We start from the raw sequence: 18,738 nt of genomic DNA, 5'->3' as shown, positions 1-18,738 counted from the left end.
ACGACGACGACCCACGGGACCAGCACGGCACGCACGGCACAGGGCACCGCACGGCACGGAACGGAGACACGCGTGAGCGAGATCAACCTCGGCCCGATCGTCAGGAGCATCGACAACCTGGAGCGCCAGCTGCAACGCTCCGTCCGCACGCTCGGCGGCCAGATCGAGCAGGTGGACGGTGAGGTCCGCGACGTCAAGGCCGTCCAGGCGCAGACCAAGGACCGCCTGGAGGTCCTCTACGACAAGTTCCTGGAGTTCGTCGGGAGAACCGAGCGCATCGCCGCCGCCCAGCGCGCGGAGGTGCGGATCGTCCGGATCAACGACGAGCTGGAGCACGGTTACGGGCACCACAAGGTGGTCCGCCGTACCGCGACCGGCATCCTCCAGGCGTTCGACACCGGCCTCGTGCAGGAGGAGACGGTCCGCCAGGTCAGCGAGGAGCTGATGATCCAGACGCCGCGCTACTGGCTGGCCCCCGCCCTGGTCGGGCTGGCGGCCTGGGCCGGTGACGACGAGGCGCTGTGCGCGCGGGCGGTGGAGGAGGCCTTCCGGCGCTCGACGTCGAAGACCTCCCTCTTCTACGCGCTGATCCTCCGCCGGCAGGGGCGCCAGGAGGCCTCCGTACGCTGGCTGCGGCACTATCTGGAGGAACAGGACCCCCGCGCGCTCGGCCGCGAGTTCCAGGTCATCCTGGAGTGTGTCTCCCAGGGCGCCTTCGGACCCCCGGGACGTCAGCTCCTCGCCCGGACCCTGGAGGAGTGGCGGCAGCGCCTGCTCGACGACGACACCGTACGCGCGGCCCAGGCGGGACGCTGGCGGCAGGAGATCGACTCCCTGCGCGCCCCGTCGGCCACCGACGACTTCCCGCGCCTGGCCGAGGTGTGCCCCCAGTGGGCGGCGCTCGACGACGTCCTCGCCCGCGCCCGCGCGCACGAGGCCCTCCTGAACCGGTTCCGCACCCTCATGGAGAGCGAGATCCTCCCGGCCCACAACCTGGAGGACACCGTCGACGACATCCTCGACAACCTGGTCCGCAACTCGGACGAGGAGGAACTCCCCCTCCAGCGCGAACTGATGCTCAACGAGGCCATCGTGCGTCACGAGGGGGACGAGGAGGCCGCGCGCAAGGAAGCGGACATGCGGTCCGAGGCGCTGGAGGAGACCCGCAACTACCTGAGTGTGCAGTCGGTCGCGGCCCTCGACCCCGCGGCCGTGGGCGCCTCGCCCGCGGCGCAGCGCCTCGCCGTCGCGTCGTGCCAGGAGTGGTTCGCGCAGGCGCACGCCGGGTTCAGCCGCGACTACCGGGCCGCCGTCCCACCCAAGATCGAGATCTCCCTCGCCAACACCTTCGGCGTCAGCCACGGCACCCAGCGCTTCAAGCTCACCACCTGGACCAAGCCGCTCACCGACGACCTGCCGGACCTGGAGGCGTCCCTGACCCGGCACTGGAGCGGCTATGTCGAGATGTACGTCAAGTCCCTCGCCTACGACTACAGATCCTCCCTCGCCCTCCTCGGCGCCGCGGTCACCGCGATCCTCGTGATCTTCCTCGGGGTGCACGTCGGGTTCGCCGTCATCGCGGCCATCGCCGTCGGAGGGACCTGGGGGGTCGTGCTGTACAACCGCGCCGACGCCGCGCGCACCGCACAGGAACAGGCCCGCGAACTGCTCGGGCGGCACATGCGGGAGACCCTCGACCGGCTCAGGGGCGCGCACGCCGAACTCACCGACTGGCAACAGCAGTACTGGGCGGCCGACTTCGTGGAGGCCGAGGCCCGCCAGTTCATCGCCTCCCTGAACACCGCCGCCCACGCGCCCTCCCCCTTCGAGGGCCGCGTCGTCGGCGCCGGCGACTGAGACGGCCGAGAGGAAACAACGACCATGAGCGACGACCTTCCCTTCGCCCCGGACTCGACGCCCCCCTGGCTCAGGCCCGAGATCCCGGAGCACCTGCGGCCGTTCGCGGCGCCTCCCCGCCCGCAGGAGCCCCCCGCCGTACCCGCTCAGCGAGACGCCGACAGCGCCCCGGGGCCCGTACCGGCGACACCGCCCGCCGCGCCCGCCCCCTGGGCCACGGCCACGCCGCATCCGCCGGGGCGGCCCGCGCCCGACCCCGTCACCCGACGGCTGCGGCAGACCGTGAGCGACCTCCCGGCCTGGGACCCGCTGCCGCCCGGGGAACAGCTCGTACGCCGACCGTCGAGGGACCTGTGAACCGCGCCCGGTGGGGCGGCGACAGCGACTACCAGATCTGGGCCCGCACCCTGGACCGGTGGGCCGACGGCGACCGGACCGACCCCCTGCACCTGCCGCCGCTCGCCGCCGACAGCCTGCCGGCCGACACCTGGCAGCGGCTGCTGACACGCATCGCCGCCGCGGTCGACCGGCGACTGCAGAGCGGACTCGATCTGATGGTCCGCGAGGTGAACGACGCCACCGACGAGTTCTCCGTCGGGCGCGCCCTCACCCGGGGCCGCGACGTCCTGCGCTCCGTCCGCGCCGTCATCACCCACACCAGCCTGCCCGCCGACTTCCGACAACGCATGGCCGGCCTCATGGACGAGCACACCCGCCGCCTGCAGGAAGAACTCGAACGGGGCGTGCGGTCCCTGCTCGCGGAGGGCGCGGACCCCCACGCCGTCGAGACCCGGCGCCGCACCCTGCGCGACAACCCCCTCACCGCGGTGCTGTCCGAGCCGTCCGGCCCGCCCCCCGTCGGCTGGTACGAGCCGACCGGCGGACGTCGCATCGTCACCCCCGACTGACGGCACCACGGAGAACCCACATGTCGAACTACTCCGACAGCAAGCGTGACCTGGACAACTACCTCACCGCGCGGGTGCCCGTCGTCGGGCTGCGCACCATCGAACAGGCCCGCGCCCTGCGCATGCTCAAGGAGGTCGCGACCCAGCCCCGGCGCTCCGGTCAGCAGTTCTGGATCCACACCCGAGCCACCGGCCTGCGCGACCTGCGGTCGGGAGCGGCCGTCCTCGACGACCGTTCGCTGACCGGTGCCATGGACTTCGCCGCCGCCCAGTTCGCCGCCCGCCCGCACGCCACGCTCGTCCTGGTCGACCCCGGGGAGCTGGAGTCCGACACCCCCTTCACCCGTAACGTCGCCGAACTCGCCAGGATCGCCGACACCCATTCCGGATGCGTCGTCCTCATCACGGACAACCCCATCTGGAGCGGCCTGCAACGCCTGGGCATGAGCCTGCAGCTGGACCTGCCGAACGCCGACGAGATGTACGCGACCATCAGCGGGTTCCTCGGCGACCACCGGGGCATGGTCGCCATCGCCTGGACCGAGCACGACGCCCGCCGGGCCGCCGAGTTCCTCCAGGGAGTGACCGAGGGTGAGGCGGTGAACCTCCTGGCCACCCTCATCGCCAAGGGATCGGTGGAAGCCGCCGACGTGCTGGCCCTGGCCAGTTCCAAGGACCGCATCTTCAACAACCTCGCCGGTCTGGAACGGGTCGCCCGCAAGGACGTCGACTACTCCGTCGGCGGACTCACCAACCTGCGCGGCTGGCTGGAGCGCAAACACCGGCTCATCCACACCGACCTGCGCGGCACCCAACTGCGCCCGCCCCGCGGTGTCCTGCTCGTCGGTGTGCCCGGCTGCGGCAAGTCCCTGTCGGCCAAGGCCATCGCCCAGCAGTGGCAACTGCCCCTCTACCGGCTGGACATGGCCAGCATCCACGGCCGCTACCTGGGCGAGTCCGAGGGGCGGATGCGGGAGGCGCTCGACGCCGCCGACCGGGTCGCGCCGTGCATCCTGTGGATCGACGAGATCGAGAAGGGACTGGCCGGCGCCCACGACAGCTCCGGCGTCCAGCAGCGCATCATCGGACAGTTCCTGTTCTGGCTCCAGGAATCGGACTCCCGGGTCTTCGTGGTCGCCACCGCCAACGACGTACGCAGCCTGCCGCCCGAACTGCTGCGCAAGGGGCGCTTCGACGAGCTGTTCTTCGTGGACCTGCCGGACGACCATGACCGCCGGGAGATCATCACCCTCTACTACCGGCGCTATGTCAAGGCCGAGCCCCACCCGGACCAGCTCGACCGCCTGGTGGAACTCTCCGAGGGCTTCGCCGGCTCCGACATCGAGTCGGCCCTCCACGACGTCGGCGCCGAGGTCCTGCTGGGGGGCGGGGCAGACCGTCTGGACCCCGCGTTCGTCGAGGACACCTTCGCCAACACCGCACCCCTCAGCCGCAGCAACCCCGAGCAGATCGAGGAGATCCGTGCCTGGGGCCGCGAACGCGCGGTACCCGCCGGACGGTCCGCCGCCCCGACCGCCACGGCCGGCGCGGGCACGCCCCGCAGGGTCGTCGTCCTCGGGGACACCTGACCGTCACGGACAGTGGAGGGGGCACGGGGTGGGGGACGCGTGGGTGGCTCTGGCGGTCGCCTCGGTCGGCGTCGTGGGCACCCTGGGTGCCGCGCTCCTGACGCAGAGCCGCGCCGACCGCACCAAGCGCCTGGAACTCCACGCCCTGGCCCGGCAGCAGTGCGAGGAACGCGCGCACGCCGAGCGCGTGCGCCGCGCCGAGCTGTCCGCCGCCCGCGGACGCGAGCTGCTCGACCTGCGCCGCGCCTGCTACATCGCGCTCAACACCGCCGCCCGTCAGTACCAGACCGCCCAGGTCAACCTCTGGCACGCCCTCCAGGAGGGCGCCGGCGTCGACGCCTGTCTGCAGGAGCTGGAGGAGCGCCGCTCAGCCCACCGGGAGAGCTACGCCGAGGCCCAGATGGTCGTGCCGGCGGCCGTGCTCGCCGCCGCCGGCACCGTCAGCCGTCGGCTCAACAGCGGTTACGGCGTACTCAAGAAGGCACTGGCCGGTCCGTCGGTCGACGGCACGGCGCTGGACGCCTTCGAACCGGAGTTGCGGTCGGCGTGGACGCTGCTCGCGGACATGCGCCACACCATGCGCCGCGACCTGGGGGTCGACGACCTCGGCCCATGACAGGCCCCCGGGGGGCAGGACGCCCGGCCGGGGCCCGGCGGCGGGCTCACTGGCCGTGATGGGTGAAGGACGCCCAGACCTCCAGCTCGTCCAGCGGGCCGTGCGCGGTGTCCCCGAGCAGCGGCGCCCACCGCGCCAGCTCGGCCGGCAGGACCCGGCCCGGGTCCAGCATCCACAACTGGGCCGCGCGCAGGGCGTCCCGTGGCGGCACCCCCCGTTTCATGTGGTGGTGGACGAGCAGCACCAGCACCGTGGTCCGGGGGTCGTCGGCGACGGCCCAGCGGGAACCGACCACCGCCGTGGCGCCCGCGCCCAGGAAGGCCGTGGCCAGGGTGAGCGCCTCGTCGTGGTCGCTGAGGGTCAGGTCGCTGGTGCAGTTGGCGAGCAGGACCGTGCCGCCGGGCATCCGGGGATCGCGGCCGGCGGCGCCGGTCAGCAGATCCTGCACCGACACCGTGTGCGTGGCGTCCAGTTTGAGGACGGAGTCGGTGGAGGTCGGGCCGGTGTCCGCGTGACAGTTGACGTGCAGGAGCGCCGTCGGCGCGGGTCCCCGGCCCGGCAGGAAGGGTTCCAGCGACCGGGGTTCGGGCGGCAGCGGCGCCGCCCGCCCGCCCCCGGGGCCCGCCGGGGTGTCCTCGTCCCCTCCCATGCCGCCGATCACGGTGACCTCCGGATGGAGGGACGCGACGAGCGCCGCCTCCCGGTGCATCGTCGCCGAACCGTCCGGGTCCACGACGACGGCCACGGCGCCCCGGCCCAGGACGGTCGTGGGGCGGGCGGCCACCTCGATGAGCTGACGGGCGCTGGCACAGGAGGAGATGACGGCCCGCTCGCACGCGTGCCCGCCGTTCTCCGTGTCCGCCCCGCCGGGTGCCGGGCAGCGTGCCGCGTGCCAGGGGACGATGCCGAGGGGACCCACGGGCGCGAGGACGATCCGGGGAGGCCGGCCCGGCCACCTGGACTCGGCGGCGGCCAGCAGCGGCCCCATCGCGGCCTCACCCGCCCACGCGCACAGCCGCTCCAGCGCCTGCCGCCACTCCTTCTCCAGGCGCAACAGCCGCTTGCGGTGCAGCTCGTGCATGACCAGCGGGTGGTGCGGGGCCGGCGGCTCCAGCCGGCCCGCCCTCTGGAACGCCTCCAGGGAGGCTGCGTACGCGCCGACGGGGCCGGCGGACACGGAGGTCAGCCCCGGCAGCCGCAGGGAGTCGACCGTCCCCGTCGCCGTGACGAGGACCGCGTGGCCGGGCGCCCCGTCCTCACCGGGGACGAGGTAGGCCAGCACATCGGTCCCCAGACGGCGCAGGGTCCGTCCGAGCCCGGCCGGGGCGGGCGCGGACAGGAGCCGCTTCTCGGCGGCGCTGCCCGCCAGCGCCTCCAGCACCCGCCCCCGCAGGTCGTCCGGTACGTCACTGGGCCGGCTGCCCTCGGCGGCGGCCCGCACCCACTCGTCGGCGAGCGCGTGCCGGCCGGCGTCCCGGAGCAGATCGGGAACGGTGACGTTCATCGTCGCGGCGTTCAGCACCAGTCCGCGGCCGAGTTCGAGCGCTTCGAAGGCCGACTCGGGCAGGCCGTCGGCGAGACTCCAGCGGACCAGCCGCAGCATGTCGGGCGCGATGGCCCGCGCGGCCTCCAGCCCGTGGTCCGCGCCCGACTGCAGCAGGACGGAGCGGCCGTAGGCGGTCAGCGCCGAGCGGGCCGTCTCCCGTGACTGCCGCCGGTGCCCGGCGTCCTGCGGGCCGAAGGCGCGGTGGGCGAGGGCGATGGTCCGGATCAGCGCGATGGCGAAGGGGTCGCCGGGGCTCGCGTTGAGCACCACCCACGCCTCCCGCAGCACGGCGACCGACTCCGTCAGGTCCTCACCCCGCCCCGTGGCCAGGTACCGGGCCAGCAGCAGACTGCCCAGTCCGTACAGGCACCGCCCGCGCGACCCGTGGAACTCGTGCGGGCCCCGCTCCGCCGCGTGCCTCAGCAGGGTGATGCCCTGGCCGAGCGCGTCGGCGGCGGCCGGTTCTGCCTCGGCGCCGTCCGGCCGCGCGAGGGCCGCCGCCGCGCGCAGGCACAGCGCGGGGCGGTGCGGACTCCCGGCCGGGCAGGTGGTGGCGGCCTCGACGAGCGCGTCGACCGAGGCCCGAGCGGCGGCCGCGTCACCCGCCTCGCGGGCCTCCCGCAGGGCGTGGGCCGCCAGTTCGGCACGGACGGCCGGCACCCTCGGATGGTCCGGGGGCAAGGTGCGCCCGGCCTCCTCCCAGGCACGCACGGCGTCGCCGGCCAGCGTCGTGGAGTGGCGTCGCCGGGAGTGCGCGAGCAGCAGCCACGCCGACCCGGCGGCCGCCAGCAGCTCCGCCCGGAAGGGGGCGGACTCCGCCGGCTCCCCGGCCCGGAACAGGTGCGGCGGAACCCGCGGATCGCCCGCCTCCGCCAGCAGGGTGTGCATCGGCGGCCGGACGAGGTGGTCCGGCGTGCGGCCGAGCAGGAGGTCGTACTCGTGGACGGCGGCGTCGAGATCGGCGTGGTCGCCGAGCAGGACGTGCCGGTCGAGCAGGAGTCGGGCCAGGAACTCGGCGCACCGGTCGGCGAGGGCCGGTGAGGCGGTCCCCGCCGGCGGTGCGTCGTCCGGCGCCGGATTGCCGAGAACATCGAGGGCGTGTCGTACGAGGGTGATGGCCCGCGTCAGGTCATGCCCGTCCCGTTCCCGCAGCCAGCGGCGGTGGTGCGCCAGGGAGCGCGCGGCGGCCTCGGCCGGACTCGTCGTCCCGGGGTCGCCGGACAGGATCTCGGTGACCCTGCCGAGGGGCACGGCGAAGGGGTCCGGGGAGCCGTCCCCGAGCAGGATCGTCGCGGACGGGTCGATCGTGGGCGGGGCGAGCGGGCCCTCGCCGTCCGGCGGGTCGGCGGGGGCGGGTTCCTGCGGCCGGGGCCCCGGCGGCTCGGCCGGCCGCTGTCGGTGTGCGGCGGCCGGGAAGAGGGTGCCCAGCAGGGCCCGGAAGTCGGCCACCGCGCCCTGCCGCAGCGCCTCGTCGATGTGCCGGCGCATCGCGGAGCCGGGCGGCAGCGAGGCCTGGGCCTGCCGCAGCGCCCCCAGGGCGGCGGTCCGCTCCGCGCCGGTCGCCTCGCCCCGCGTGACGAGGACGAGTCCCAGCGTGCCGGCGACGGCCAGCATCATCGCCCGGAGCGCCCACGCCTCGGGTTCCAGCAGCGGGGCGGCCCGCAGCAACTGGCCCGTCCACGAACGGCAGTCGGCCGCGGAGGGCGTCCCGTCCGGTGACCGCAGGAAGTCCACCATGACGGACACGAAGACGAAGTGCGGTTCCCGTTCCAGCGTGGCCGGGTCCAGCAGCCCGGCCAGCAGGTGCAGATCGTCCTCGACGGTGGGGAACCCGCTGACGTCCGGAAGGGGCGGCCCGCCCGGTCCCTGGGGAACGGCGAACGGGTCGGTGTACCAGACGCGGTACAGCATGGCGGTCAGGAACGACCCGTTGAGGTTCTCGTCGCGGAACTCGCTGTCGGCGGGCGCGCGTTCCAGCACCACGCGCAGAAGGCGCAGGGCCTCGCGCAGGGACGCGTGCCGGACCTGGGGCAGCGCGCAGGCGAAGTCGAGGAGCAGTGCGACGCCCAGCAGGCACTGGGCGCCCAGGTGGAGTTCGTCCTGGTGGTGGTAGAGACCCGTGCCGGTGCGCAGGAGGTCGATGGCCTCGCGGAGGTCCGTCACGATGCGCGGCACCGTACGGTCCAGGGCCAGGGACGGATCGGCCGCGCCCGTGAGGAGGGCGTTGTTGCTGAGGTCGTACGCGTTGGGCGTGCCGCGGTCGATCACCCGCCGGGTCAGGACGATCGCGGTCCTCAGCACCAGCTCGGCCCGGTCGGTGTCGTCCGGGCCGATGAGGGCGGCGAGTTCACGGGCCCGGACGGTGAGGCGGCCGATGCCGTCCTCGTCCAGCAGTCCGTCCCCCAGGTCGATCCAGAGCAGGTCGACGATCCCCGCCGAACAGGCCACCAGGTCCGCCCGGGCCTCGGCGGCGGCCTCCGGGTCCGCCCCGGGACGGCCGGGGTCCGCGGCGGAGGAGAGCCGGGTCCGTGCCTTCTCCCACAGGGCCAGCGCCTCGGCGCGGTCGACGGCCGGTGCGGGGGCGTCGGGATGAGGGGTCGCACGGTTGAGTTCGGAGCGCTCCGCGAGGGCGAGCCCCAGATTCGTCGCGATCCGGTGGGCGGCCTCCTCGGACAGTGCGGGATGGGCGAGGGCCGTCCGGTACCACTCCACGGCCGTTGACAGGCCCCGCCGACCGGTGCCGTACCGCGTGAGCGCGTCGCACACGTCCGCGCCCAGCTCGGCCGCGTCGGCGCCGGCCGGGCCGTGATCGGCCAGGAGCGGCCGCAGGACGGTCAGCAGGGCGCCGAACTCCGAGGCGGGGTCCGGGGACTTGGCCGGGTGGGCGGATTTCCGGTAGCGGTCGCCCAGTTCGAGGTAGGACAGTAACGCGAGGTCGAAGGCCACGGCGGGGCGCAGGTCCGGGTCGAGATCGTCGCTGTCGTGCGCCGTCCGCAGATGTCCGACGGCCGCGTGGCGGTCCGCGAGCCGTTCGGGGGTGTCGTGTTCGGCGCACCTGCAACGGTCGGAGAGGACCAGGCCCAGCACCGCGCGGCACTGCGCGGGATCCGGCAGACACCGGGCGTCCGGTCCGTCGAGGATCGGGCCGAGCAGGTCGACGACCCGGTCGGCGTCGGCCGACCGCCGGGGGCCGTCCTCGCTCGTGCGCCACCGTTCCGCGAGGTCGAGGGCGAGTTCGCGGCGGACCAGGACCAGGTCGTCGTGGTCGGGCGGCGTCTGAGGCCCCGGGGACGTGAACGCCTCGACCGTCAGAGAGTGGACGGTCTCCACCCGCGCGATCGTGTCGTCGAGGTCCTGCGGTGCCTGCCCGTGGGCGTAGCGGAGCCGGGCCGCGTCGGCGGACATGCCCAGCAGCAGACGCCGTTCGGCCGGGCCGGTGGGGGTGCCGGACAGCTCCGCCAGCATCCGCTCCACCTCGTCGACGAGATCCACGAGGTGTCCGCCGTCCTCCTGGTCCAGGGCGTCCTCGGCGGCTTCGAGGAGTTGTACGACGGCGTCGATCCGTGCGAAACGATCCGTCATCCCGGATTCATCGGAGCGATCATCGAAACCCTGATTCTCGGTGTACACGAAATCCCCCCGCCCGCGCCCGGGAATGTCCCCGTCCCGGCCCCTGAATTGCCAATCGGATCGTAGCTCACTAGCGTACGGCCGTAATCCGGATTCCGGATCGCAGGAGGGGAACATGGACGAGTACGAGCAGCAACTAATCGCGGCGCTCGTGTCGGAACCGCAGTCGATCCGGGAAAAGCTCTCCCCGGCGGACCGGGAACAGCTCGACGTTCTGCTCGACCTCGTCGCCGAGGGCGGCGGCGAGCAGCGGGCGCGGGGGATCGCGCGCGCCGTCGCCGCCCATCTGCGCGCGGCCCTGCCGGACGACGAGGGGACCGCGGTGGGCCGGCGCTACACCTCCTCGTCGCTCACCCGTCGACCGCCGCACGACGTCCTGCTGGAACGCTTCGCGCCAGGCGGCCCGGGTACCCCAGGCGTCGCGAGCGCCCCGTCCGGCGAGGCCCGCACCCCGGGCTCTGCGGCCGGACCCGCGGCCACCCCGGGCGGCCCGCCGCGGACCGAGGCGCGGTGGGCCTCGGCCCGTGACCGGCTGCTGGCCGAACCCGCCCTGACGGACACGGAACTGACGGAGATCTTCGGCGTCGCGCCCGAACAGCCTGAACTCATCCGGCTCCGCGCGGCCCAGGGGCCCGAGGTGCTGCCCGCGTTCCAGTTCGACGGGGAGGGCCGCCCCCGGTCCCTGGTGCTCGCCATCAACGCGATGCTGGGCGCGGCGGCCGATCCCTGGGGAGTGGCCGACTGGTGGCTGGGGCCCAATCTGTGGCTGGACGCCGTGCCGGCGACGCTGCTCGGCGCGGGGCTGGACGAACAACTGCTCGCCGCCGCGAGCGTGGTGGGGGAGGACGACTGACATGGCCCGTGGAGCGAAACTCCCCGAGAAGGGCACGGCCGACGCCCGCAAGGTGGTCCGCAGGGCGGGCGAGGTGTTCTACCGGGTGCACGCGCGGCACCGAGCGGCGGACCGCTTCAACCCGAAGCCGCAGGACCACCACTTCGGCGGCGGCCGCTTCGACAGCACCCCGAACGACGCCTACGCCTATCTGTACGCCGCCCCCAGGCCCGAGACCGCGATCATCGAGAAGTTCGTCCGCACCCTGCGCTTCGACGGCCTCGGCAACTCCCGGGTGCTGCCACGGAAGGAACTGGAGGGCAGGCTGCTGTCCCAGGTGCGGCTCACCCGCGACGTCGAACTGGTCTCCCTGTGCAGCATCCTCCACCTCAACGCCGTGCAGCAGAGCGACTGGTGGCTGGTGGAGTCCGATCCGACGGAGTACGCCTTCACCCGGCGCTGGGGGCACTGGCTGCGGGCCGAGGCCGACTGGGCGGACGGCTTCGTCTGGCGCTCGCGCCTGGACGGCCCCAACGAGTCCCTGGTCCTGTTCGGCGCCGCCGCCGAGAGCGACCTGCTCACGGTGACGGACGAGCCGCCGAGGGCCCTCGACGACGAGGACGGTCTGCGCTGGCTGGCCGAGACCCTGCGGGAGTACCACGTCGAGATCGGATCGGTGGAACACCTGCCGGGCATCGGGTCCTGACACCGCCCGCGCCCACCCTCGCAGGAACCCGTCCGGGGAGTTTTCCGGGCGGGAACCGGTAGCTTTCCGGATTTCCTCCGGGGATTCGGTGGAACGGGTTCCGATGCAGGCCGTCGCTCGTGCATGCTTCTGCTCGAAAGGCCGCGGGGAAAGACGGGGGAATGCGGCAGGAATACAGCACGGTATTCGAGTTCCACGGGGCGAGCGAATTCGAATACCGTGCTCTTCCGTGTCGTCCGGCGCAGCGCCGGAATGTCAGGGCCGCCGGTCGCTCAGCACGTCGAGCACCGCACGGGCACTGAGCGGATTGCGCGTCACCAGATGCACCGACCAGTCGGGGTCGTCCCTGAGCACCTGCTCCAGCGTTCCGACGACGGTCTCGGCACTGGTCCGCGCGTCGAGACCGCCCCGGCCCGCACCGAGCAGGGGGAGCGCGACGGACCGCAGGGGCACGCGGCCCGAACGCCGCTCGGCCGCCGCCAGCTGGAAGACGCGCCGCACGGCCGCCGCGACGGCCGCGGGCGCGGTCTCGTACCCGTCGCCCGTCGCCGAGGGGGTGGCGACCGCCGCGTGCAGGATCCGCCGCACCCCCTGCGCCGCCAGGGCCCCGGGCGAGGTGGCGGCGACCGTGCCCGCCGCCACCGGGAGCCCGGGAACCCCGAAATTCCGTACCCAGTCCGCGAGTTGTCGGGCTATCACATCGTCCGTGATCCGTCCGACGGCATCCTTCGTGGCCCCCGCCCGCCGCAGGCTGCCGGAGACCGTGCGCCGGAACGTCTTCGACATCTCGAAGTAGATGTTCTCCGAGGAGACCAGGACGTCCACCCCCGTCACCAGCTCGATGGGTGCCACATGCAGGGTGAGCAGGACGTCCCCGTGGGAGAACGCGGTCCGTAACACATGCCGTCCCGCGCGGACGGGGGCGACGGCGCTCCCCCGGACACCGTCCCCGGAACCCTCCCGGGAGTCCGGGGGGACGGGTGCCGGCTCGTGACCCCCGTAGTTCAGTACGGCGCGGGCCACCTGCTGGAGCATCAGCTTCTCCTGGTGCTTGCGGAACCGCTCCGCCCCCACCCGGTAGACATGGGCCGCCCGCTCCCGGCGCTCCTTGCCCGACAGATCGCGGGTACCGGGGGCGAAACCGAACGAGTGCAGGGCCGCGTCGCGCAGCAACTCCCCGTCGAGGCCCAGCAGTACGGCGTGCAGCAGGCGTTCGACGGCCTCCGGCTGCGCGCGGTCCTCCGGAGCGGCCGCGACATCCGTGCCGGGGGACCGGCCCGCGACGCACGCGGAGAGCGTCTCCAGCTCCGCCTCGTGCAGCCGCAGCAGCCCGAGCGCCCGGACCCGGCCCAGTTCGTCGACCAGCTTGCGCAGTGTCGTCGCGAGGTCGGGTCCGGTGTGCGCCTGCTCATCAATCACCGCTCAAGGATGGGCAGGGGTCCCGCACCGGGCAAGCGGTTTGGGACGATCGAGGGGAAACGGTACGATTGTTCGCCCGATGGTGCGGTCAAGGTGGCGCCGAGGGAGGCCGGGGTGCCGAGGTCCGGGGTGCCGTCGGCGTTCCAGGTGACCTTCTGCGCCCGGGTCGACCGGTTCATGTCGCAGCCCCCGGAGGCGGAGCTGTTGGCGTGGTAGACCATCCAGTCCTCCGTCCCGTCGGGCGACTTGAAGAACCCGTTGTGGCCGGGGCCGTAGACGCCGCTCGCGTTGGACCGCTGGAACACCGGGTTCGGCGACCTGACCCACGAGGAGGAGCTGGGCGGGTCGCCGCCGTTGCAGGTGAGCATGCCGAGCTTGTAGTCGGGCGTCGAGCAGTGGCTGGCCGAGCAGACGATGAACCGGGGGGCGGAAAACGACCTGAAACGTTTTCGCGACGTAGGAGCGCGCTGTTGACGTGTCAAGGGAGCAGGGAGCGAGGTGAGTTCCGGGACCGACCGGTTCAGGACACGCGGACGCCACTCGCGCCCGTCTCCTGCCGCGGAAATCCTGTTCGGTGCGCGTTCAGGGACGCGGTGACCGGCGGACGGTCAGGACGGCGACGTCGTCGTGCGGGCCGCCGCTGCCCGCGTACGCGCGGGCGTCCTCGTACAGGGCCCGGGGCAGGGCGGTGGGGGAGAGATCGAGGTGCTCCGCGAGGCGCTCGTCGACCGGATAGAACGTGCCGTCGGCGGCGCGGGTCTCGGTGAGGCCGTCGGTGCTCAGCACCAGCGTGGCGCCCTCCGGGAACGGGAACCAGCCCACGGTGGTGGGTTCGAGCGCCAGCTCGGCCAGACCGAGCGGGACGCCGGAGTCCAGCTCGGTCGCGGTGACCGTGCCCTCGTGCAGCACGTGCGGGGGGATGTGCCCGCAGTTGACGGCCTGCGCCTCCTCGGTGAGCGCGTCGACGCCGATCACGAGGGCGGTGACGAAGCGCTCGTCGTCGCCGGTGTTCTCGGCGTAGGAGTTGTGGCGGACCACGGCCGCGTCCAGGGCGTCGGCGAGCGCGGTGAGGGTGGGCTCGCGGTGGGCCGCCTCACGGAAAGCTCCGATGACGGCGAACGCGGCGCCCACGGCGGCCAGGCCCTTGCCCTGCACGTCGCCGATCAGCACCCGGGTCCCCCAGGACGAGGCGACGACGTCGTAGATGTCGCCGCCGACGAGGCGGTCCTCCTGGAGGGGCTCGTACACGCCGTTGACCAGGACGTCGTCGGTGAGCAGGGGGAGGGGGTGCAGGATGTGCCGCTGCATGGCCGCGGCCGTGGAGCGCAGCCGGAACATCTCCGCCTCGCGCCTGATCCGCCGGTGACAGGCGTACACCGAGGCGACGCCCAGGGTGAGGGTCAGCAGCACCAGCAGGAGACGGTCGAGCCAGCGGTCCGCGTCGACATTGCGCACCACGGCCGTGGTGGTGACGACCAGCGTGGTCCACGCGGCGACGAACGCCGTCTGCCGGACCGTGCACAGCGCCGACGCCGTCCCCGGCAGGAACACCAGCAGCCCGAGGAGCCACACCTCGGACCGCGACAGCACACCGAGCGCCTCCACCAGGGCCGTCACCGCCAGCACGCCGAGGATCAGTTCGGCGTTGCGGGGCGGCTCGATGGCCTCGAAGGCATCGACGGCCTCGGCGGACCTCTTCCGGCGACTACCGGCCATGCGGACTCCCGGGCAGATCGTGATCTCCCCGTACGGTAAGCCGGGCCCGGTCCGGGACGGCAGGCGCCCCGCCGATCCGGAGAGGCAGGGCCGCCGATCAACCGTGCCGAGCGCCCGGCGAGCCGATGACACGGGCGCGTGCGCCCGGCACGAGCGTCCGGGGAGGCGGCGCCGGTGCGCAGGGGCTCTGCCGAGGCCACCGCGCCCGGTCTCGAAGGGGGAGCCCGGCGGGATCAGCGCGCTCGTGGAGCGGGGTCGACGTGGATCTTCGGGCCGGGGCCCGCCCCGGCCGGGCGTTGACCGGCGAGGACCGGGCCGGCCTCGTCGAGGCCCACCGTGGCGGCGACGAGCGGGCGGGGGTCGACCGTGCCGGTGGCGTAGGCGCGGATCGTCGCGTCCAGACCGGGAGAGGCGGAGAGGACGCCGACGGCCGTGACGTCCTTGAGGACGAGCGCCCGGGTGTCGATCCGGCTGGGTCCGGCGGCCAGCCCGATGTACACGACCCGTCCACCGGGCTCCACCAACTCCACTGCGATCTCGGGCAGTTGGGCCGCGTTGGTAGCATCGAGGACCGCGTCGAAGGGCAGGTCCGGGACGGAGTCCTCCGTCCAGGTGTGCGGGAAGCCCAGACTCCGGGCGAAGGCGAGCGAGTCCTCGGTCCGTCCCATGAGGTGCACCTCCGTACCGGCGGCCCGCAGGAACAGCGCGACCAGCAGCCCGATCGTCCCCGGCCCGAGGACCAGCGCGCGGTCACCCGGCCGGGTCGCGGCGGCCTGGGCGGCGCGCAGGGCGTTGCCGCCCGGCTCCACGAGCGCGCCGAGCACGGCGTCCACCGAGTCGGGCAGGGCGTGCAGGGAGGAGGCCGGTACGGCCAGCCGCTCGGCCAGCGCTCCCGCACGGCCTCCGCGGATGCCGACCTCCCGGCGCCGCTCGCACACATGCTGGTCGCCCCGCAGACAGCGGCGGCAGCCGCCGCAGCCGAGCATCGTGTCGCCCATGACGCGTCGGCCGACCCAGCCCGGGTCGACACCGTCACCGGCCGCCGACACCCGCCCCGCCCACTCATGCCCGAGCCGCATCGGGTACGCGGCGTGCCCCTGGTGGAGGTAGGCCATCGTGCCGGTGAAGAACTCCATGTCGGTGCCGCACACCCCGACCCGCTCGACGTCGACCACGACCTCGCCCGCTCCGGCCATCGGTGCCGGGAGCTCCTGGACCTCGTACGCGCCGGGGGCGGTGAGGACGAACGCGCGCATGAGGTTCACAGCTCTGTCTCCAGGACCGGGGCGGGGTGCTGACGCGGCGCGTGGGTCACCGGTGCGACGCGCCGAGGCGACCGAGGAGCGCGCGGATCTCGTCCAGTGCGTCGACCAGGGCCGTCAGGGGCGTGCGGTAGGCCAGCGCGCTGACGCTCACCGCTCCGGACGGGGCCGTCGGCGAGGTGAGGAACACGGGCAGGGCGAGGCAGTTGACCCCGGGATCGGTCTCTTGGTCGTCCACGCCGTAGCCGCGTGCACGGGTGGCGTCCAGTGCGCGGTGCAGTTCGGCCGCCGCGCACGGCGCCCAGGGCGTACGACGTTCCGGGGGCGCGCCGCCGATCCACGTCTCGACCTCCTCCAGGGTGCCCAACCTCCCGCTGAGCAGCACTTTTCCGACGGCGGTGCTGTGGGCGGGGTTGCGCCCGCCGATCGTCGACGTCAGCCGGACGGCGCCCGCGGGCGGATCGACCTTGGCCCGGTACACGACCTCGTGACCGTCGAGCACCGCGTAGTGCGCGGTCTCGCCGAACCGGTGCGCCAGCGCTTCGAGCACCGGCCGGACGCGGATGTGCTCGGGCCGCGCCTCGTGATGGGCGAAGGCCATGCGCAGGAACTCGTCGCCGAGCCCGTAGCGGCCGCGCGCGTCCTGGTCCGCGAGCCCGGCCCGGCGCAGCGCGCCGAGCGCCCGGTGCACGGTCGGCTTGGGGCTGCCGATCACCCGTGTCAGCTCGTCGAGACCGACCCCGTCGGGGTACCGGGCCAGTTCCCTGAGGACCGCCAGCACCCGGTCCGACCCCACGAGTCGGCTGCTCACGGCGCCCTTCGGGTCGTCCTCGCCGAGGTCTGTCGATCCTTCGTACGGCTGCGTATGCTTCATCGCGTTCCGGACTGTAGACCGCCGTACCGATTATCGGAAGGGGCTCGGCGTGACGCTCCGCAGTGCGCAGTGGTACGGGGGACAGGACCGCAACGCCTACATCCACCGGGCGTGGATGCGCCGGGGCGTGCCGGACGACGCCTTCACCGGCCGGCCGCAGATCGCCATCGCCAACACCGCCTCCGATCTGACGCCCTGCAACGCCCATCTGGACGAGGTCGCGGCCTCGGTGCGCAACGGTGTGTACGAGGCGGGAGGCATCCCGCTGGACCTGCCTGTGGTGTCGCTGGGCGAGACGAACGTGCGGCCCACCGCGATGCTCTGGCGGAACATGGCCGCGATGGCCACGGAGGAGATGCTGCGGGCCAACCCCATCGACGGCGTGGTGCTGCTCGGCGGCTGTGACAAGACGATCCCGTCGCTGCTGATGGCCGCCGCGTCGGTGGACCTCCCGGCGGTCGTGGTCCCCGGCGGGCCGATGCTCAACGGCACCTTCCGCGGTGGCCTGCTGGGCTGCGGCACCGGGGTGTGGCAGCTGTCGGAGGAGGTGCGGGCGGGCACGCTCTCCCAGGAGCAGTTCACCCGCTCCGAGTCGTCGATGATCCGCAGCCGAGGGCACTGCAACACGATGGGGACGGCGTCGACGATGGCGCTGGTCGCCGAGGCGCTGGGCACGGTGCTCCCCGGCGTGGCGGGGACGCCCGCACCCGACAGCAGGCTGTTGGCGGCCGCGCACCGAACCGGCCGGCTGGCCGTGGACATGGTGGGCGCCGACCGGCGGCCGGGCACCTTCCTGACCAGGGCGTCCTTCCACAACGCCATCGTGGCGCTGGCCGCGATCGGGGGTTCCACCAACGCCGTCGTCCATCTCCTCGCCATCGCCGGCCGACTGGGCGTCGAGCTGTCGCTCGACGACTTCGACCGGATCGGCTCCCGGGTGCCGGTCCTGGTGGACCTCCAGCCGGCCGGCCGCTTCCTGATGGAGGACCTCCACCGGGCCGGCGGGCTGCTCGCCGTTCTGCGGGAGGTCCGTGACCTGCTCGACCCCGAGGCGCTGACCGTCACCGGCGAACCGCTGGTCGACTTCCTCGACGAGGCCCCCGTCTGGGACGCCGAGGTCATCCGCCCGCGCGCCGAACCGCTGGTCGCCGAGGGCGGCATCGCCGTCCTGCGCGGCAACCTCGCCCCCGACGGCGCCCTCGTCAAACCGGCCGCCGCCTCCCCGCACCTGCTCCGCCACCGGGGCCGGGCCGTCGTCTTCGACTCCGTCGAGGACTTCCACGCCCGCATCGACGACCCCGGCCTGGACGTCGACGCCGACTCCGTCCTCGTCCTGCGCGGCTGCGGCCCCAAGGGCTATCCGGGCATGCCCGAGGTCTCCAACATGCCACTGCCGAAGAAGCTCCTCGAACAGGGCGTCCGGGACATGGTCCGGGTCTGCGACGGCCGGATGAGCGGCACCGCGTACGGCACGGTCGTCCTGCACGTCGCCCCGGAGGCCGCAGCCGGTGGCCCCCTCGCCCTCGTCCGCACCGGCGACCTCATCACCCTCGACGTCGAGGCCCGCCGCATCGACGTCGACGTACCCGCCGAAGAACTCGCCCGCCGCGAGCCGAGCCGGGCCACGGTCGACGGCTTCGCCGCACCCCGGCGCGGCTGGGAACGCCTCTACGTCGACCATGTCCTGCAGGCCGACACCGGTGCCGACCTCGACTTCCTCATCGGCTCCAGCGGCTCCGAGGTGAGCCGGGAGTCGCACTGACGGGAGACCGTCCGCGGCCGT

At 73.6% G+C, this 18,738-nt stretch carries 13 protein-coding genes and 1 pseudogene; 8 read left to right on the top strand and 6 right to left on the bottom strand.

Annotated features, from left to right (window positions below; all coding sequences use genetic code 11):
* Positions 1 to 72: 72 nt before the first annotated feature.
* The 5 genes from H4687_RS06385 to H4687_RS06365 are packed head-to-tail and all read left to right on the top strand — an operon-like array spanning position 73 to position 4,970.
* Positions 73 to 1,857 carry a hypothetical protein gene (locus H4687_RS06385; protein ID WP_046920276.1) on the top strand — a complete coding sequence of 595 codons (1,785 nt, stop codon included), beginning with the start codon at positions 73 to 75 and terminating at the stop codon, positions 1,855 to 1,857.
* Between the two features lie 24 nt (positions 1,858 to 1,881).
* Positions 1,882 to 2,214, top strand: a complete 333-nt coding sequence (locus H4687_RS06380) for a hypothetical protein (protein ID WP_046920277.1) — start codon at positions 1,882 to 1,884, stop codon at positions 2,212 to 2,214.
* The gene (locus H4687_RS06375) at positions 2,211 to 2,765 is read left to right on the top strand and encodes a hypothetical protein (protein WP_046920278.1); all 555 of its coding nucleotides are present in this window, start codon (positions 2,211 to 2,213) and stop codon (positions 2,763 to 2,765) included. The genes H4687_RS06380 and H4687_RS06375 overlap by 4 nt, the downstream gene beginning before the upstream one ends.
* A gap of 20 nt (positions 2,766 to 2,785) precedes the next feature.
* On the top strand, positions 2,786 to 4,354 hold the full coding sequence (locus tag H4687_RS06370; protein ID WP_046920279.1) for an AAA family ATPase: 1,569 nt from the start codon (positions 2,786 to 2,788) through the stop codon (positions 4,352 to 4,354).
* A 28-nt stretch (positions 4,355 to 4,382) separates the two neighbouring features.
* Positions 4,383 to 4,970, top strand: a complete 588-nt coding sequence (locus H4687_RS06365; RefSeq protein WP_046920280.1) for a hypothetical protein — start codon at positions 4,383 to 4,385, stop codon at positions 4,968 to 4,970.
* A 46-nt stretch (positions 4,971 to 5,016) separates the two neighbouring features.
* Here the strand turns inward: H4687_RS06365 and H4687_RS06360 are convergent, their stop codons facing one another.
* Entirely contained in the window at positions 5,017 to 10,098 is a 5,082-nt protein-coding gene (locus H4687_RS06360) for a CHAT domain-containing protein (RefSeq protein ID WP_192781655.1), read from the bottom strand.
* A 163-nt stretch (positions 10,099 to 10,261) separates the two neighbouring features.
* Between H4687_RS06360 and H4687_RS06355 the strand changes: the two genes are divergently transcribed.
* The gene (locus tag H4687_RS06355) at positions 10,262 to 10,999 is read left to right on the top strand and encodes a DUF3168 domain-containing protein (protein ID WP_046913895.1); all 738 of its coding nucleotides are present in this window, start codon (positions 10,262 to 10,264) and stop codon (positions 10,997 to 10,999) included.
* 1 nt (position 11,000) lies between these two features.
* Entirely contained in the window at positions 11,001 to 11,684 is a 684-nt protein-coding gene (locus H4687_RS06350; protein WP_046913896.1) for an RES family NAD+ phosphorylase, read from the top strand.
* A 255-nt stretch (positions 11,685 to 11,939) separates the two neighbouring features.
* Here the strand turns inward: H4687_RS06350 and H4687_RS06345 are convergent, their stop codons facing one another.
* The 5 genes and pseudogenes from H4687_RS06345 to H4687_RS06325 form a co-directional block, all read right to left on the bottom strand.
* Positions 11,940 to 13,103, bottom strand: a complete 1,164-nt coding sequence (locus H4687_RS06345; protein WP_046913897.1) for a macro domain-containing protein — start codon at positions 13,101 to 13,103, stop codon at positions 11,940 to 11,942.
* Positions 13,100 to 13,522: pseudogene (locus H4687_RS06340) on the bottom strand (family 43 glycosylhydrolase); the annotation flags it as partial. The gene H4687_RS06345 and the pseudogene H4687_RS06340, both read right to left, overlap by 4 nt.
* Positions 13,523 to 13,685: 163 nt before the next feature.
* Positions 13,686 to 14,819, bottom strand: a complete 1,134-nt coding sequence (locus tag H4687_RS06335) for a PP2C family protein-serine/threonine phosphatase (RefSeq protein ID WP_046913899.1) — start codon at positions 14,817 to 14,819, stop codon at positions 13,686 to 13,688.
* Positions 14,820 to 15,052: 233 nt separating this feature from the next.
* Positions 15,053 to 16,075 (bottom strand): zinc-dependent alcohol dehydrogenase, encoded by a 1,023-nt coding sequence (locus H4687_RS06330; RefSeq protein ID WP_192781805.1) that lies wholly within the window; start codon positions 16,073 to 16,075, stop codon positions 15,053 to 15,055.
* A 55-nt stretch (positions 16,076 to 16,130) separates the two neighbouring features.
* The gene (locus H4687_RS06325; RefSeq protein ID WP_046913901.1) at positions 16,131 to 16,955 is read right to left on the bottom strand and encodes an IclR family transcriptional regulator; all 825 of its coding nucleotides are present in this window, start codon (positions 16,953 to 16,955) and stop codon (positions 16,131 to 16,133) included.
* A 49-nt stretch (positions 16,956 to 17,004) separates the two neighbouring features.
* Between H4687_RS06325 and H4687_RS06320 the strand changes: the two genes are divergently transcribed.
* Positions 17,005 to 18,717, top strand: a complete 1,713-nt coding sequence (locus tag H4687_RS06320; protein ID WP_046913902.1) for an IlvD/Edd family dehydratase — start codon at positions 17,005 to 17,007, stop codon at positions 18,715 to 18,717.
* Positions 18,718 to 18,738 lie beyond the last annotated feature (21 nt).

This window comes from Streptomyces stelliscabiei (assembly GCF_014873495.1).
GTDB lineage: Bacteria > Actinomycetota > Actinomycetes > Streptomycetales > Streptomycetaceae > Streptomyces > Streptomyces bottropensis.
The sequence above is the reverse complement of the archived record's forward strand: the minus strand, read 5'-3'. Positions and strand labels throughout refer to the sequence as shown.

What these genes read in the sequence shown, in the direction of transcription:
- H4687_RS06380 (WP_046920277.1), top strand. Translation starts at nt 1,882, where the DNA reads ATGAGCGACGACCTTCCCTTCGCCCCGGACTCGACGCCCCCCTGGCTC.
- H4687_RS06370 (WP_046920279.1), top strand. Translation starts at nt 2,786, where the DNA reads ATGTCGAACTACTCCGACAGCAAGCGTGACCTGGACAACTACCTCACC.
- H4687_RS06360 (WP_192781655.1), bottom strand. Translation starts at nt 10,098, where the DNA reads ATGACGGATCGTTTCGCACGGATCGACGCCGTCGTACAACTCCTCGAA.
- H4687_RS06355 (WP_046913895.1), top strand. Translation starts at nt 10,262, where the DNA reads ATGGACGAGTACGAGCAGCAACTAATCGCGGCGCTCGTGTCGGAACCG.
- H4687_RS06350 (WP_046913896.1), top strand. Translation starts at nt 11,001, where the DNA reads ATGGCCCGTGGAGCGAAACTCCCCGAGAAGGGCACGGCCGACGCCCGC.
- H4687_RS06335 (WP_046913899.1), bottom strand. Translation starts at nt 14,819, where the DNA reads ATGGCCGGTAGTCGCCGGAAGAGGTCCGCCGAGGCCGTCGATGCCTTC.
- H4687_RS06330 (WP_192781805.1), bottom strand. Translation starts at nt 16,075, where the DNA reads ATGCGCGCGTTCGTCCTCACCGCCCCCGGCGCGTACGAGGTCCAGGAG.
- H4687_RS06325 (WP_046913901.1), bottom strand. Translation starts at nt 16,955, where the DNA reads ATGAAGCATACGCAGCCGTACGAAGGATCGACAGACCTCGGCGAGGAC.